Below are 16461 nucleotides of genomic sequence, written 5' to 3'. Positions count from 1 at the left end.
GGGACGAACTCACCACATAGCAGGACTGAATTATGGACCTTGGAGTTTCCGGAAAGACGGCACTCGTACTTGGCGCCGGAGGCGGACTTGGCAGCGCGATTGCTTCAGCACTGGCGCGCGAGGGCGCACGCATCGCGCTGGGCGATATCGATCCAGCCGCGGTTGACCGTACGGCAGAAGCAATCAGGGGCGGTGGTCACACCGCCCTCCCCTTGGTCTGGGATTTTGCCGATCTCTCGGTCACAGAAGCTCGTGTCGGGCAGATCGAGGCTGAACTCGGCCCGGTCGACATCCTCGTCAACAATACGGGCGGTCCACCGCCAACGCAGGCCTCTGGCCAGCCGAGCGACCTCTGGGCCAAGCACTTCCAGTCGATGGTGCTGTCAGTTATCGCTCTTACGGATCGGGTGCTGCCCGGCATGCGGGCGCGCAAATGGGGGCGGATTATCACCTCGACCTCGTCGGGCGTGGTAGCGCCGATCCCCAATCTAGGCATCTCGAATGCACTCAGACTCTCGCTGGTCGGTTGGTCGAAAACCCTTGCGCGCGAGGTCGGTGGTGACGGCGTGACAACCAACATTGTGCTGCCCGGGCGGATCGCGACGGCACGCATCAGCTTCCTGGACGAGCAAAAGGCCAAGCGCGAAAAACGTAGCGTCGAAGCCGTTGCGGCCGAGAGCACGGGATCTATCCCCCTCGGTCGCTATGGGAGGCCGGAGGAGTACGGAGATGTCGTCGCCTTCCTGGCGAGCGAACGGGCGTCCTACCTCACGGGGAGTGTCATTCGCATCGACGGTGGCTTGATCGCCAGCATTTGACAATCGAGGTGGCGTCGCGAAAATTCTCGACTACGGCCGCGCGCAAGAATGAGTTGGTCTAAGCTTTCACCAATGCACCGCCTCTCCCCAGACGTTCATCGACCTCCACTGCCGTCTCTCCGACAATGGAATTCACTTCCGCGGAGCTGAATCTATCCTGCTTCGCCTATCTCGCATTGTCCGGCTCCACAAATCGAAGGCAACAGAGTCCGCCAAGCAATGCGACACCCGGAGACGTTCCGCCAGGGTGTGAGTTGGCATCGCCCAGAGCCGTCCTCTCGCGCGGGAACTCGCGGGCATGCCGGATGATGACTGTCCGATCTTGCGGTGCGAGAGGCTGGCCGCAGCCAGCGAACCGCGCCGGTACCGCTCTTAGTCCCTGTAACGAGAACCCTTTGCGTCCAATGCGCGCCGATAAGCTTCGAACGAATCTTGCCCAAAGGCGGTCTTTTCGTCGAAGCCCTTTGCAACCTCGCTCTGCATCTGACGCGTCGTACGGCGCAGAATCTCTTCGGGCAAAGGCCGCCAGCCTTTCCCGAACGTTGCAGCTGCGAGCTGCACCTCGCATGCGCGTTGCAAGACCGTCATGCGGAACAGCGCCTCCGCGGCAGTCCTTCCGCAGGTCAGAAGCCCATGATGTCTCAGGATCATGTAGTTCTTGTTGCCGAGCGATTTGACGAGGCGCTCGCGCTCGCCGAGATCCGTCGAAATGCCCTCGAAATCGTGATACGCGATTTGGTCGTAAAGCATCGCGCCGTAGAAGCTGTGATGCGAGAGCCCCTCATCCGTGCAAGCAACGGCCACTCCAGCAGTCGTGTGCGTGTGGGCGATGAAATGGGCGTCATCGCGCGCGGCATGAACCGAAGAGTGGATCGTGAACCCCGGCGCGTTGACGCGACCCGGAACGTCCACAACTTTATTCCCATCAAGATCGATCTTGATGAGATTGGAAGCCGTGACTTCGTTGTACGCCAGCCCGAACGAATTGATCAGAAAGTGCTTCTCGGGACCCGGGACGCGAGCCGTGATGTGATTGTAGATGTGTTCGCACCAGCCTAGATCAAAAAACACATGATACAGCGCAGCGAGGTCCTCACGGACCAGCCGCTCGTCGGCGGCCCGAGCGTTCTGGCTGACTTTTCCAAGGGAAGTTTGGGCGTTCATGCGATACCTCCGAACAAGATTATTGGTTGGCCGGCACCTCAGTTGAGCAGATCCGGCTGTTCTTTTACGATCTTCGAATACAGGGTCTGGAATTGAAACCACCCTGCTTAGGCGGGAAGTTCGTTGACTTACGGGACTATAATCGTCTCGCCGATCCATTCCTGATGGTCGGAATAAACCAGGCAAGCACAGGCTTTGCTTCGGTATCGCCCCGCGGGCCGCAATTTATCCTCCTACACTCGCTCGCCGAGTTTTGCGTGAGCCCCGCGGCGATATCGACCGCATCATGAGGGGCTCAGAAGACAAACGCAGCCAAGCGGCCCACCACGGCGACCGATAAGGCCACGAGAACGACGAGAAGTTGCCCAAACTGGACGTCTTCCATGTCGATGTCCGGCATCGTGATCATGGCGTATGCGATCATGTGGCAATTTTCCATGGCAGTTCCTCTCCTAGCCATTGTTCTGTCGTCCGGGCAGTACCAACCCGCTGAGAGCGGATCGCTCGAGGGCGCGACTCTTCGCTTAACACGCGCGGATCAGGCCGCCCTGCTTTCAAGCGCCGTTTGATGAGGTGCCGCAATCGTCCCGACGCACACTCCGAAGCCGATGGATGCAAAACCCTCACGAGTGCAGCGCCCCTCAAATCGGATCTCGTCACCGTCGTGTAGAAAGCCGCGACGCTCTCCGTTGGGAAGCGTAATGGGGCGGGTTCCGGCAGAAGTGAATTCGAGCATGCTGCTCAATTCAGCGTCGGTGGGTCCGGAGATCGTACCGGTGCCGATCAGGTCCCCCGGTAGAAGGTTGCATCCATTGATCGTGTGGTGCGCAACCATTTGCGCCGGAGTCCAATATAGATACTTGGCGTTCGAACTGAGAATTTCGGCTGGAACGTCCCTTGCGGCCCGCATCTTTTCGGTCGTGAGAAACACTCTCAGACGGATGTCGAGCCCGCCAATTCTTTGATCGTCGTCGTCGAGCAGATATTTCAACGGCTGGGGGTCCCCGTGAGGACGAGCCATCGCCGGAATGCGGAACGGAGCCAATGCGTCCGCGGTGATGACCCACGGCGAGACGGATGTCGCGAAACTCTTGCTGAGGAATGGGCCGAGTGGGTACATCTCCCAGCGCTGGACGTCCCTCGCCGACCAGTCGTTGAGAAGTGAATAGCCGACAATCTGTTCGCTTGCGCGTGCAACCGGGATTGGACTTCCGAGCTCATTGCCGCCGCTGAGGTAGAACCCCATCTCCAATTCGAAATCGAGCCGGTCGCACGGACCAAAGCCAGGACTGCCTCCGTCGACCGATGGCGTCCACTGTCCAACGGGTCGGCGAACAACGCCCTGCCCGACTTGCACCGAAGAAGCCCGTCCGTGATAGGCAATCGGCACCCACTTATAGTTGGCAGGCAGCGGGTTTTCAGGCGTGAGAAGCGCACCCGCCGCCTTCGCGTGATGTATGCCGGCATAAAAATCCGTGTAGTTCGGCACCGCGGTCGGACGATACATCGTGCAGGCGCGCATTGGGGCCAGCAGGTCCGACGCACGGCGGCGCGCAGCCTCACTACTTGAGCTGGCGTCAAGCGCGGCACTGATTGCCTTCCGTAAGGCCCGCAACGAACGAGGCCCCAAGGCAAACAGCGAGTTGAGCGAGGAGTCTGCAACGGTCCACTCGGGAATTTCTGCCGGCAGGAGACCGGCCCTGTGCGCCGCATGAAGATCGAGGATCTGATCGCCGATCCCAATCCCCGCGGATAGTTTTCCGTCCTTGCCACGACTGAAGACGCCGAGCGGCAGATTCTGGATGGGGAAGTCGCCGGAAGGGTCGTTGGCGGCCGATACAAAACTGCGGCGCGCAGGATCGTGGGTCTCGTCGATCGTGGCGCTCATCGTGCAACTCCTGCCAGCGCGTTGTTGCCTTCAGAGAGCCCGATTCCGATCTCCGATTGTACGAACTGAGCATCAAACGCGCGCCGCTCCGCCGTGGCACGGGCCGTTCGGTCACTAAGCGAACCGAGCCAAATCACCAGAAATGCCAGGGGCATCGAGAAGAGCGCCGGATTGTCGTAGGGAAACAACGGCCCCGCAAAATGGAACACCGCGACCCAGACCGTCTTGCTAAGCACGACGAACAGGAGAGAGCTGAACAGGCCGACCAGGCCGCCGGCAACCGCGCCGCGCGTCGTGGTACCGCGCCAAAAGATCGCCATCGCCAGCACCGGAAAATTGCAGCTTGCCGCGACCGAGAGCGCTAGTCCCGCCATGAACGCGACATTCTGGTTCTCGAAGATGATGGCGAGGCCCACCGCGACGATGCCGGTCGCCACCGCGGCAATCTTAGCAACCATCACCTCACGTGCCTCCGGCGCGTTACCCTTCGCAATCACCTGCCCATAAATGTCGTGGCTCACCGCGGAGGCGCCGGCGAGCGTCAATCCGGCCACCACGGCGAGAATGGTGGCAAACGCGACGGCCGAGATAAACCCAAGCAGGATTGGTCCGCCGAGAGCCCCCGCCAGGTGCACCGCCGCCATATTGGGACCGCCGATCAGATCGGTAATCTTGTTGAACTGACCGCCCGCGCCGACGTTGAAGAAACTCGCGTCCGGCATAAGGACCACCATCGCGGCAAAGCCGAACAGCGGGATGACCAGGCAGAAATAGGCCACGCAGGTCGTCGCATAGAAAACCGACTTCCGTGCGCCTGCCGAATCGCTGACGGTGAAGAACCGCATCAGGATATGCGGCAATCCAGCGGTCCCGAACACCAGCGCGAGTCCAAGCGAGATCGCGGAAACCGGCTCAGCGAACAGCCCGCCGGGAGAGAGAATTGCCGCACCCTTGGGGTGGACCCGGCTCGCCTCGGCGAAAAGGTGTCCAAGGCTGAAATCGAAGCGCCACAACACCACCAGAGCCATCAAGGTTCCGCCGATCAGCAGCAGCAATGCCTTGGTGATTTGAACCCAGGTGGTTGCCTGCATGCCGCCGACAGCCACATAGACGATCATCAGAAGTCCGACGCCGGCGACTGCGAACAGATAGTTCACGCCGAACAGAAGCTGAATAACCTTGCCGGCGCCGATCATCTGCGCGATCAGGTAGAACAGCACGACCACGAGACTACCGGTGGCGGCGACCAAACGGACCGAGGTCCGATCAAGGCGAAACGACGCTGCGTCGGCGAACGTGTAACTGCCGAGGTTGCGCAAACGCTCCGACATCATGAACAGCACGATCGGCCAGCCCGTCAAGAAGCCAAGCGCGTAGATGAGGCCATCGAAGCCGGTCGCATAGATCAACGCCGAAATACCGAGGAAAGCCGCGGCGGAAAGAAAATCCCCCGCAATGGCAAGGCCGTTCTGGAGCGGTGTGATCTCATGGCCCGCGGTATAAAAGTCCGCCTTTGATTTGGTTCGACCAGCCGATCGATAGGTGATGAGGAGCGTGACGGCGACGATCAACAGGAACATGCCGATCGCAACCCAGTTGAGATCGCGCCCCGCCACGACAGGCGTCGCCTGCGCATGCGCGGAAAAGGAAACTGTCGCCGCGATGGCCGCCAGTAGAATACGCATGATCATCGGCCACACTCCCGGCGAACGAGCTGCGTCAGGCCGTCGAAGTAGGTGTTCGAACGGCGCACATAGTAACCGGTCAAGGCAACGACCAGGGCGATCATACCAAGCGCGATCGCCATGCCTAACGGAACGGCTCCCCCTGCCATGCTCTTCCCGAGCGCTGAGGACGCCGCCGAGATCAGGCCGATGAAGCCGAAGAACATCAGCAACGTGACGATCGAGAGCCCCCACCGCAACCGCGCCCGTGCGGCGGTCAGCTCCCGAAAAGACGGATTAGACAGAATTTTTTGCGTCTGTTCCGAAGACAGCAACAACGACATGATTTCCCTCCCGCATTTTTGTTTAGTTGGCTTCAACGCAGCTAGGACGCCTGCTTCAGGACATCGTCACTATCGGGCGGCGCGGATGTTTCTGTCGACGGCGAGGGCCGCGGCGGAATGTTCGTCAGCAGCACGCCCGAATTGGTAAGGGCAGCAATCTCCTGATCGGAGTAGCCGTACTCCTTCATCACTTCGACGTTGTGTTCGCCGCGAAAGGCGGCTTCGCGCGCAGCGGCCAGCGGCGTCTTTGAGAAGTGCCAGGGCTTGCCGGGGATCCTGACCGCCTTGCCGCGGCGGTCGGTAACCTCTTCTATCGCGCCCCACCATTTGACCCAGTCCGAACCGGCGAAGTCCTTGACCGAGCGGACCACGCCGAACGCCAGCTTTACTTCGTCGAGCTGGGCATCGAGTTCTCCAGCTGTGGCAAAGGAGAGAATCCACTGCTGGATGATCTGGTAAAGCGCGTTGAGATTCTTCCTGCGCGCCGCCGGCGTGGCGAATCTGGGATCCGAAGCGAGATCGGGGCGGCGCATTGCCGCGATGTAGTTCGGAAACGTCAGACTGCTGACGACACTGGTCGCGATTGTGATGACGTCACCGTAGCTTGTCTTGAAAAACGGCGAGTCAGCAGGTCCGAGCGCCGCCGGTTCGGCGCCGAGATCCGCGTCGGAGAGATCGGCGTGAACCCGCTCATTGACGGCAAGCATGGTGGCGGCCATCGCAATATCGACATATTGGCCCTCGCCTGTCTGGTCGCGGTGATGCAGCGCTGCCAGAATGCCGATGATCGCTTCGAGGCCCGTATAAATATCGGCATGCGAATAGGCATCGTGCCGCTTGACCGTGAGATCCTCGCCGAGATGGTCGATCATCCCGCCGACAAAGCCGGATTCGGCATGGACGGTCGGCGCGTAGGCGCTGCGGTGTGACAGTGCGCTGCCCTGGCCGTAGCCGCTGATCGAAGCGTAGACGACTTTCGGGTTGCGCGCGGCGACGGATTCATAATCGAGGCCGAAGAATTTCAATGTCCCGGCACGAAAATTCTCAACGATGATGTCGGCGCTGTCGCACATCTTGCGCACGACTTCTCTTCCTTCGGGGAAGTTGAGGTCGATGCTGATGTTCCGCTTCCCGACGTTCTGTTGGATATAGTAATAGGACATGCTCGCGGTTTCGTCGCCAGGCAGTGCGTACCGCGAGATGTCTCCGCGCGGCGGCTCGATCTTGATCACGTCGGCGCCGAGATCCGACAGGGCCCTGGTGCAATGGGGACCGGCAAGGACGCGCGAGAAGTCGACGACCTTGATTCCGGCAAGGGGGGCACGATTTTTCATGACAACGTCCCTCAGCGGCCAGAGAAGATGGCGTGTCCAGGCCCGGACTCGCGGAAGGCCTTGAGGCCGACGACGAGATCGTTGCTCTGGAAGATAGGACGCTGCGCGTCGGACATTGCGCGGTCGGCTTTCACGACGCTCTCGTCCATGTATTCGCGGATCAGTCGTTTGGTGGCGCCATGCGCCACTGTCGGGCCCATCGCAAGCTCGAGCGCGAGGATCCGCGTCATTTCTTCAAGCTGGGCTTCGGGCACGACGCGATTGACGATATTCCAGCGCTCCAGCGTCGCCGCATCATAGCGACGGCCGAACAGAGCCATCTCCTTGGCGCGCGCCACGCCGGCGCGCGATGCCACACGTTGTATGGCGCCCATCAGCGGATGCAGGCCCAGCGTCACTTCGACCATGCCGGCCTTGGAGGAGTCCGCGGCAACGATGATGTCGCAGGCCAGCGCCAGCTCGAATCCGCCACCCAGGGCCAATCCGTGCATGCTCGCGATGATCGGCACCGGGACCTGTTCGAGCGCATCCAGGCAGGCGCACACATCAATTTCGGGCAACCGTTCGCCGCGATTGTCGAATAGTTCTATTTCGGCACCAGCTGAGAAGTGCCGCAACCCGCTGCGCAGGATAATGGCGCGCGCGCCTTCCTTATGCGCCTTCTCAACCGCGTCCAGAAGGGCCGTCAGCAACGGCTTTGCCACGAGATTGTAGGGAGCGAAAGTCATCGTCAGGGTAACGAGATCGCCCTCCCGACTGACGGTAACCAACTCGTTTGGTGTGGTCATTGAATTCCTCCGGATTTTTCCGAGTCAGTCGTTTAGTTCAATAATGGAACGGTATCGGAAAATATCGTATGGTCAATAGAAAAAAGATATTTTTGGATCTAACTTGTATTCGTCCGAATCCTTGTGAAAATGGCGGGATGCCCCAGGACGCGACCAGCCTTACCGTTTCAGCCTATGTTCGACTTCGCTCGGACATCTTGGCCGGCCGCTTGCCGGCCGACGGAAAGCTGAAAATTCAAGATCTGGCTCAATATCTTGGGGTCAGCCCGAGCGTTGTACGGGAGGCCCTTTCGCGTCTCTCTGCCGAGGCACTGGTCGTTGCGGAGCCCCAGCGAGGTTTCCGGGTGGCGCCCATCAATGCCGCCGACGTTTCGGACCTGACGGCCGTGAGAATCGACATCGAACTGAAGTGCATGCACCGCGCGATGAAACTCGGCGGCCTCAAATGGGAGGCCGCTATTGTCGCGGCCGATCATGAACTCTCGCATACGCCCCATGACATTCACGACCTCGGCGACGACTGGATGATCGCGCACGCGAAATTCCATGCCGCCGTGGTGGCGGCTTGCGACAGCCCCTGGCTGCTTCGAATCCGCGATCAACTCTTCGTCCAGGGCGAACGCTATCGTCGTATCAATGTGCGAATGTCGCGCGCGGATCGTGATCTGCGCGTCGAACATTCGGCACTGGCACGCGCCATTCTTGGCCGGGACGTAAAACTCGCCACCGATCTGATGACGGAACATCTGCGCTTGACCGAGGTGCTGACGCTGCAGTCGCTCAAGTTGCAGGACGCAGCGGTCGCCTAGCAAAAAACGTCTCCCCGTCCGACACATTCAGCTCGGCCGATGCACTCAGTTGACCCTGCGCTCGTATCCTTCCCAGTAGCGCTCTCGCAGCAGCCGCTTCAGGATTTTCCCGGATGGATTGCGGGGAAGCTCCTCCACGAATTCGATCGACTTCGGGATCTTGAACCCCGCCAGCCTTTCCCGCGCGAAACGCAGTATGCCCGCCGGGTCCGCCGCACGATCCGGCTTCAACACGATGAGGGCCTTGACCGCTTCACCCCACCGGTCGTCAGGCACGCCGATGACGGCGACGTCGGCGATATCCGCGTGCCCGTACAGGGCACTTTCGATCTCGGCGGGGTAGACGTTCTCTCCGCCGGAGACGATCATGTCTTTCAACCGATCATGAATATACAAATAGCCGTTCTCATCCAGAAACCCGGCATCACCGGTATGCAGCCATCCGTTCCTGAGAGTCCTCGCGGTGTCGTCTGTCCGATTCCAGTATCCCTTCATGTTTTGCGATGAGCGGCTTACGACCTCACCCACCTGTCGGGGCGGCAGCGATTTTCCCAAAGCATCGATGATCCGAAGTTCGACGCCTACGATGGGGCGGCCACACGACCTCAAGAGTTCGCCATCGCCAGCGGCGTGATCTGCGTCTCCCAAAACGGTGATGACGCCGGTCGTTTCGGTAAGACCGTAGACCTGGAAAAATCCCGTATGCCTGAACACGCGGAGCGACTTCCTGAGAAGCTCGAGCGGTATCGGCGACGCCCCGTAAAGAATTTGCCTCAGCGAGGAGAGATCGAATGTCTCGACGTTACGTTCGGCCAGCATCGCCAATAACATCGCCGGAACGAGGAACGTGACCGTTGCCCGATCGCGCTCTATCGTTTCGAGCGCCACCGATGGAACGAACTCACGAAGCACGATCGTCTTGAGGCCGGCGACCAGACCGAACACGCCGGTACCGACCCCAGCGATGTGGAACAACGGCATTGCGAGCAGCATAACATCGTCGGACGACCACGCCTTCCAGTCGTCAACCGGGTGTAGCGGAAAATTTGCGTGAGAAAGCTGCACACCTTTCGGATAGCCGGTCGTGCCACTTGTGTAGAGTTGCAGGCAAACGTCATCCGGGCTGACTGGCAGGCTCGGCTCAGTCGGGGGGTGGACATCGCGCCACTTCAGGTAACGCGAGTCCAGCACAATGATTTGGTGAACAGTGTCCAGCTGATCCTGGATTTCGGTGATGAGTTTCTCGAACGATTCACCGACGAAGAGAATCTCGGTTTTGGCATCGTTGATCGCGAAAACGATCTCGGGAGGTGCCAGCCTTGCATTGATGGGAACCAGGACGGCGCGGGCCTTGACCGCTCCAAGTAGCACTTGAAAAAAGAGATCCGAATTCTTGTCCAGAATCGCAATTCGGCTGGCCGGCCGCACGCCCGCAGCCACGAAGCCGTTGGCGACTTGATTGGATAATTCGTCCAGGACCCGATAGCTTGTCTCGCGCCCCTCGAAGCTCACGGCGACTGCGTCGGGAGTGATCGCCGCGTAACGTCGCGGAATTTCCGCGATCGTCTGGATCGGCGTTGACAGCAAGGCCCTTTCCGATTTGAACATCCATCCCTCCCATTATTATGACTTTTGGGATGGAGGATGACCGGCGCGGCGCCCGGCAAGTATCTAAATTCTGAACTACCGCTATTCAGCGCAGAATGACCACGGCCTGTTCGCGCGTCTTTCCGCGATATTTCCAGACACCGCGATGGCAGCCTGTGAAACGGCCTTAAGCCTTCCGCTTGGTCGCTCTCGCATTTCGGCGGCTGCCCGCGAGCCATTCCCTGGAAGCGGCGAATTCTGCTTCCAGGAATCGTCTGACGTCACGAGTCAATTTTCTCAGGTCGCTCTCGCGCCTGCGGAGCAGCCATACGTTCATCGTAACTGTCTCTTGCGGCAAGACCTGAACCAGTCCCTCGGCCTGCGCGAACGGTACAGCAAGAAGCGCAAGTCCGAGACCGCAACCGGCGGCGGCGAAATGGTTTGCCACCGGGTTGACCCGAACAACGCTGCGAATACCCGCCGCTTCCGAGAAATATTCCAACAAGTGCCTCTGATTAGGCCGAACGTTGCGGAACGAGACAAAATCGGCGGTATGGCCGATGATGTCGTGATCCCTCAGCTCTGGCAATGACCGGGGCGCGGAGCGTCCGGCGAGGTATTGCTCGGAGGCGAATATCCCCATCGGTACGTCCGCGACCCGCTTTCCAATGAGATCGTTCTCGCCGGGATCTCCCATCCTGATGACGTAATCCAGATCGCTCGTTGCGAGGCTCTGCTGATTCACCGTGGAGATGATTTCCAGATAGATCCGGCTATCGCGCCGCCGCAGCTCCGCAACCCGCGGAAGCAGCCAGTGCTTGGTCATGCCTTCGGTCGCCGATATCCTGACCACTGACGATCGCTGCCCGACGCGCGAACGCAGATCGCGATGAAACGACTCGAATGCCAGCATCATATCGCCCGCCGAGCGTTGCAGGTCCTCGCCTTCCCGCGTCAGCTTCACCCCGGACGAGGCGCGAAAGAACAGGGGAGCAGCCACGTAGCGCTCCAGCTCCTTCAAACGCCTGCTCAATGTCGGTTGGCTCATACCCAGTTCGTGCGCGGCGCGGTTGACGCTTCCAGTTCTTGCCACCACGGAAAACAAGCGAAACAAATCCCAACTTGCCTCGGTCATGCTCTCGTCCTTCGCGCAAACGCTTTGGGTTCTTGATCGCCGAGTGCGAACGACGTCGCACGACCCGGAAACGCAAACGATAAAGCCATCAAAGTCAGCCGCTATTCAATATTGCGGTCCCCGTTAAACAAAATCGACATGGCCTTCCTCGCAGTTTGGGGAAATATGCCAAACAGTCGAAACAACGGACACGGCGATGGCAAAGATCAAGCTCGAGGCGATCAGGGATTTCGTGGGCCAGAATCTGGGAACATCCGACTGGATCACCATCGACCAGCCCATGATCGACCAGTTCGCGGCCTGTACTGGAGACAAGCAGTGGATTCATGTGGACGCGGACCGCGCGAGCAGGGAAAGTCCCGCGGGCGGCACCATCGCCCACGGTTTCCTGAGCCTGTCGTTGATCGCACCACTCGGCATGGACCTGGGGCTCGCTCCGGTCGACGCATCTGCCGTCTTCAACTATGGCCTGGACAAGGTCAGGTTCCTGACACCGGTAAGATCGGGTAACCGCGTTCGCCTTCAGCTTTCCATGACCAGTGTCGAACCGAAGGACAACGGGCGTTTGTTGATCAAGGGCAACGCGGTCCTTGAGATCGAGAATAGCCAAACACCGGCTCTGGTTGCCGAGACGCTGACGCTGGTGGTCCCCTAGCCCTCCATCCGCCACGAACGGTATCACCGCAGAAAACCGAGGGCGGCGACATAGAGACCATTCAGGAAGACGATAGCACCGAAGTCAGACCGCCATCCACGGCAAGGATCTGTCCGGTAATGTGCTTGCCGGCATCGCTGGCGAAGAGAACCGCGGCGCCTTTCAGATCGTCCTCGTCGCCGATGCGGCGCAGCGGTGCACCGGCCGCGAGTTTCTCGACACCGACAGCTTCGATCGTGCCCTTCGTCATCCTCGATGGGAAAAATCCGGGCGCCAGAGCATTGGCCGTAATTCCGTAGCGCCCCCAACTCCCAGCCAGCGCCCGCGTGAAGTTGACGACCGCGCCTTTGCTCGTATTGTAGGCGACTGTCTGCATATCCCCGAAACTTCCGAACAGGCCTGCGATCGAAGCCAGGTTGATGATACGGCCATACTTGTTCGGAATCATCGAGTGCTTCGCCACCTGCTGGCTGAGCAGGAACAGCGAGCGGATGTTCAGGTTCATCACCTTGTCCCACGCTTCGATCGGATGATCCTCGGTCGGAGCGCCCCAAGTTGCGCCCGCGTTGTTCACCAGTATGTCCACCCGTCCGAGCTTTTTGATCGTTTCGTCGGCGAGCCGCTTGACGTCTTCGTCCCTAGAATTATCCGCTGCTATCCACTCCGCCTTGATACCGAGTCCGGCCAGATGCGCCTGGGCCTTTTCCAGATCCGGTGCCTTGCGAGAGGAGATCACGACCCGTGCCCCTTGCTCACCTAGCGCCTCGGCGATCTGCAACCCAAGGCCACGGGAGCCTCCCGTAACAAGGGCGTTCCTGCCGGTGAGATCGAATGCCTTCTTGATGCTTCCCATGGTCAAATCCTCTGGCTCGTGAGCGACGTCCAACTGTGCGGTCCGCCGGATTCTATTTCCCGCGGAATACCGCCGAGCGACGTTCCACGAAAGACTGGATGCCTTCTTTCATGTCTTCGCTGCTGAAGACGCGATCCTTGATCTTGGGAATGTAGTCGATCGCAGCGCTCTCGCCGGCCTCGATGTATTTCAACGCGGCCTCCTTCGTCACCTGAATGCCGATCGGCGCGTTCTGGGCGATCAGATTCGCAATCTCCATCGCGCGCGCAATCTGCTGGCCGGGTGCAACGACTTCCTGAACGAAGCCGATCTTGTGAGCCCGGGCTGCGCCAAACTCGTCGCACAGGAACAGGTGATACATCGCGTCTCCCCAGCCCGCCCGCGTCAAATACCGAAAATGGGCACCACCAAGGGGCGCGATCCCGCGTTTGGATTCCATCTGACAGAACCGGGCGTCGTCGGCAGCCACGACGATGTCGCCAGCCAGCATCATTTCGATTCCGATCGTGAAGCAGATCCCCTGAACGGCCGTCACAATCGGCTTGCGACACCGGCTCTTCAGCGCGAACGCATCGATGTTGCCGGGCTTGATCTCGGTATTCTCTGCCTTGGGTCCGAAGAACTTCGGCATATCCAACCCGGCTGTGAAATCCGGGCCCTCGGCGCAGAGTACCCCGACCCAGTACTCGTCGGTGCGGTCGAGAAGCGTCATCGCGTCCGACATCTGCGCCATCATCTGCGGACTGAAGGAGTTTTTCTTCGACACGTTGTCGATGATGATCTTGAACACATGCCCGTGCACCTCGGTGCGGATCTGGCCGAGTTGGGTCTTGGTGTCGCTCATTGCTCGTCTCCGAATTTCTTCCAGGCGACTGCGCAACGACGCGCAGGCTCCTCCCGTCAACCGATCATTCTTGCCAGCCAGCTTGGACCGACCACCGAAGCACCGGCCACCGCAAATCTGGATAGCCCTTATTCAGCAGCGATGCGCCCCCTGCCCCAAACCCTTTCATCGCTCAGCCTAGCTCAGCGCCGCAAACGCGGTTCGTTCGAAAGCCATCAGTTCCTCCGTCCGGCCGTCACGGACCTTCAGCAGCCACTGCGGATCCTGAAGCAGCGCCCGACCGACCGCGACAAGATCGAACTCTTCGCGATCGAGGCGGCGGATCAGCTCATCGAGCGACGCGGGGCGGGAGCTCTCTCCGCCGTATGCGGCAATGAATTCGCCGGTCAGACCGACCGACCCGACCGAGACCGTCGGCACTCCCGTCACCTTTTTGGCCCATCCGGCGAAGTTCAAATCGGAACCATCGAACTCCGGCTCCCAGAAGCGTCGTTGCGAGCAATGCAGAATGTCGACCCCCGCGTCGACCAGAGGTTTGAGCCAGGCTTCCAATGCGCGGGGCGTATCAGCCAGCTTCACTTCGTAGTCCTGCTGCTTCCACTGGCTGATGCGGAGCAATATCGGAAAGTCCGGTCCGACGGACTTGCGAACCGCGTGAATGATATCAGCGGCAAACCGCGCCCGACCCGGCAGGTCCTTGCCACCATAAGCATCCTCCCGGCGATTGGTGCCCGCCCAGAAGAATTGATCGATCAGATAGCCGTGGGCGCCGTGCAATTCGACAGCGTCGAATCCCAGCCGCTTGGCCGCAAGCGCCGCATCGGCGAAAGCACGAATGGCGTCGGCGATGTCCTCTTCGCTCATCGGCTCGCCGAGCTTCTTCTCCGGACGTGACAGGCCGGACGGACTGTCGTAAGCACCGGCAGGGGACCAATTCTGGGCGCGCGTGCGAACGGCCCCAACATGCCATAGCTGGGGCGCCATCAGGCCACCCGCGGCGTGCACCTCGTCAACCACACGCCGCCACCCGGCCAGCTCCTTCTCGCCATGAAAGCGGGGAACATTCGGATCGTTCAGGGACGCCGGACGGTCCACGCCCGTACCCTCCGATATGATGAACCCGACCGCTCCTTCGGCACGGCGGCGGTAATATCGCGCAACGTCTTCGGTCGGGATTCCGCCCGGAGAGAATGAGCGCGTCATCGGCGCCATCACGACCCGGTTCGGCAAGTTCAGCCCTTTCAGCTTGAAAGGCCGGAAAAGAACGTCGCTGGACATCCGTGCTCCATGATTCAGTTGGTCGTTTTGCGGGCTTAGATCATCCGCCGCATGTTTAGAAAGTACAATTCACTTTCCGTCGGCGCTGAGTACGTCGCCGAATTGCTCCCACGTGGTCCCGTTCCAGCGCTGAAGCTGTAGCTGTGTGTACGCCATGCTGCCTTCCGGGCCCGTGTTGATCACGACACCCGGTATGGAAGTGGGAAGAGACAGCCCGCGTATGCTCCGCGATTGCTTGACGATGTTCTCGCGCGAGAGATCGTTGCCGCACTGCTTGAGCACCTGCTCCAGGATCTGTCCCTGCTGGGTACCGAACAGATAATTGTTATCGCCGATATCGGCGCCTGGCAGGTATTTGGCAAAAAAGTCACGGTACCACTTAATGCCCGGATCGTCTGCCCACTTCTTGTCGTTCGGATCTTTGGTGATTGTCGCAGCGACTATGCCTACCGCCTTTTCCGGTCCTGCGGGGACGATGGTCGAAGACACCGAGCTCGAAACGAAGTTGATCAGGAACAGCGGCTTCCAACCGATCTCGTCGACTTTCTTGATGGCCTGCGCTGCGAATTTTGGCGTTCCGGCCACCAAAAAGGCCTCTGCGCCAGACGATTTCAACGACACCACGTGAGAATCAATGGTCGGCTCGGTCACCTCATAGGAGGACACGACGACCTTCTTGTCGAAACCGTCCTTCAGGTAGGCCTTGAATGCATTGACGAAGTCCTTACCCAAATCATCGTTCTGATAGAGTATCGCGATCTTCGCGTCCGGCCGGGTCTGGGTGATGTATTTTGCGTAGATTCGTCCTTCGGTGTCGTAGCTCGGCAATCCCGTCGTGGTCATGGGGAATTCAACGAAATTCGTGAACTTGCTAACCCCACTCACGACAAACAGGTGCGGCACTTTCTTCGCGTTGACGTACTTGATGGTGGCGCTGATGCCGGGCGTACCCAACGGGCCAAACAGGAACGCCACCTCGTCGCTCTCGATGAGTTTCCTGGTCTGCTCCACCGTTTTGGGAGGGCTGTAGCCATCGTCATACGTGATGAGGTTGATCTTCCGCCCGTTGATGCCGCCACGCTCGTTGATCGAATTGACGTAGGCGATCATGCCCTTTCCGGTATTGCTGAGCGGCGAAGCGGGGCCGCTAAACGGGAACGTCGCCCCTATCTTCACCTCGGATTCGGTGACGCCCGGCGTCTGCGCATGCGCGGGGGCACCGGCCGCCACTGCCGCGAGCGCGGCTACCAGCATCGCGTTCCTCAACATTGTCATCTCCCTTCGGCGACAGATCCGTCGC

The 16461-nt window shown here is 59.9% G+C and carries 15 protein-coding genes; 3 read left to right on the top strand and 12 right to left on the bottom strand.

Features of this window, described 5'->3' with window-relative positions; all coding sequences use genetic code 11:
• Positions 1–32 precede the first annotated feature (32 nt).
• The gene (locus IVA81_RS03815) at positions 33–818 is read left to right on the top strand and encodes an SDR family oxidoreductase (protein WP_247312445.1); all 786 of its coding nucleotides are present in this window, start codon (positions 33–35) and stop codon (positions 816–818) included.
• A gap of 372 nt (positions 819–1190) precedes the next feature.
• Here the strand turns inward: IVA81_RS03815 and IVA81_RS03810 are convergent, their stop codons facing one another.
• From IVA81_RS03810 to IVA81_RS03790, 6 genes are all read right to left on the bottom strand, one after another.
• Positions 1191–1982, bottom strand: coding sequence for a class II aldolase/adducin family protein (locus IVA81_RS03810; RefSeq protein ID WP_247312442.1), 792 nt, complete (start codon positions 1980–1982; stop codon positions 1191–1193).
• A 295-nt stretch (positions 1983–2277) separates the two neighbouring features.
• Positions 2278–2406, bottom strand: coding sequence for a hypothetical protein (locus tag IVA81_RS40445; protein WP_256469295.1), 129 nt, complete (start codon positions 2404–2406; stop codon positions 2278–2280).
• A gap of 114 nt (positions 2407–2520) precedes the next feature.
• Positions 2521–3870, bottom strand: a complete 1350-nt coding sequence (gene fahA, locus IVA81_RS03805) for a fumarylacetoacetase (RefSeq protein ID WP_247312439.1) — start codon at positions 3868–3870, stop codon at positions 2521–2523.
• On the bottom strand, positions 3867–5561 hold the full coding sequence (gene actP / locus IVA81_RS03800; RefSeq protein ID WP_247313320.1) for a cation/acetate symporter ActP: 1695 nt from the start codon (positions 5559–5561) through the stop codon (positions 3867–3869). The genes fahA and actP overlap by 4 nt, the downstream gene beginning before the upstream one ends.
• A gap of 358 nt (positions 5562–5919) precedes the next feature.
• Positions 5920–7212 carry a CaiB/BaiF CoA-transferase family protein gene (locus IVA81_RS03795; protein ID WP_247312436.1) on the bottom strand — a complete coding sequence of 431 codons (1293 nt, stop codon included), beginning with the start codon at positions 7210–7212 and terminating at the stop codon, positions 5920–5922.
• Between the two features lie 11 nt (positions 7213–7223).
• Entirely contained in the window at positions 7224–8000 is a 777-nt protein-coding gene (locus IVA81_RS03790) for an enoyl-CoA hydratase/isomerase family protein (protein ID WP_247312433.1), read from the bottom strand.
• Positions 8001–8137: 137 nt separating this feature from the next.
• Here IVA81_RS03790 and IVA81_RS03785 point away from each other — a divergent pair, with 137 nt between their 5' ends.
• Complete coding sequence (locus IVA81_RS03785) at positions 8138–8809, top strand: GntR family transcriptional regulator (protein ID WP_247312430.1); 672 nt, start codon at positions 8138–8140, stop codon at positions 8807–8809.
• 45 nt (positions 8810–8854) lie between these two features.
• Here the strand turns inward: IVA81_RS03785 and IVA81_RS03780 are convergent, their stop codons facing one another.
• Both IVA81_RS03780 and IVA81_RS03775 read right to left on the bottom strand, forming a co-directional pair.
• Positions 8855–10417, bottom strand: a complete 1563-nt coding sequence (locus IVA81_RS03780) for a fatty acid--CoA ligase (protein ID WP_247312426.1) — start codon at positions 10415–10417, stop codon at positions 8855–8857.
• A 166-nt stretch (positions 10418–10583) separates the two neighbouring features.
• Entirely contained in the window at positions 10584–11531 is a 948-nt protein-coding gene (locus IVA81_RS03775) for a LysR family transcriptional regulator (protein WP_247312424.1), read from the bottom strand.
• A gap of 196 nt (positions 11532–11727) precedes the next feature.
• On the opposite strand from IVA81_RS03775, the gene IVA81_RS03770 reads away from it, so the two are divergent.
• Entirely contained in the window at positions 11728–12186 is a 459-nt protein-coding gene (locus tag IVA81_RS03770) for a MaoC family dehydratase (protein WP_247312421.1), read from the top strand.
• Positions 12187–12247: 61 nt separating this feature from the next.
• On the opposite strand, the gene IVA81_RS03765 is transcribed toward IVA81_RS03770, so the two are convergent.
• From IVA81_RS03765 to IVA81_RS03750, 4 genes are all read right to left on the bottom strand, one after another.
• Positions 12248–13039, bottom strand: coding sequence for an SDR family oxidoreductase (locus IVA81_RS03765; RefSeq protein WP_247312418.1), 792 nt, complete (start codon positions 13037–13039; stop codon positions 12248–12250).
• Positions 13040–13091: 52 nt separating this feature from the next.
• Entirely contained in the window at positions 13092–13883 is a 792-nt protein-coding gene (locus IVA81_RS03760; RefSeq protein WP_247313318.1) for a crotonase/enoyl-CoA hydratase family protein, read from the bottom strand.
• A gap of 177 nt (positions 13884–14060) precedes the next feature.
• The gene (locus IVA81_RS03755) at positions 14061–15161 is read right to left on the bottom strand and encodes an NADH:flavin oxidoreductase (protein ID WP_247312416.1); all 1101 of its coding nucleotides are present in this window, start codon (positions 15159–15161) and stop codon (positions 14061–14063) included.
• A 69-nt stretch (positions 15162–15230) separates the two neighbouring features.
• Complete coding sequence (locus IVA81_RS03750; RefSeq protein ID WP_247313315.1) at positions 15231–16415, bottom strand: ABC transporter substrate-binding protein; 1185 nt, start codon at positions 16413–16415, stop codon at positions 15231–15233.
• Between the last annotated feature and the right edge of the window lie 46 nt (positions 16416–16461).

Origin of the sequence: Bradyrhizobium sp. 141, assembly GCF_023074055.1 — a bacterium.
GTDB lineage: Bacteria > Pseudomonadota > Alphaproteobacteria > Rhizobiales > Xanthobacteraceae > Bradyrhizobium.
The sequence above is the reverse complement of the archived record's forward strand: the minus strand, read 5'-3'. Positions and strand labels throughout refer to the sequence as shown.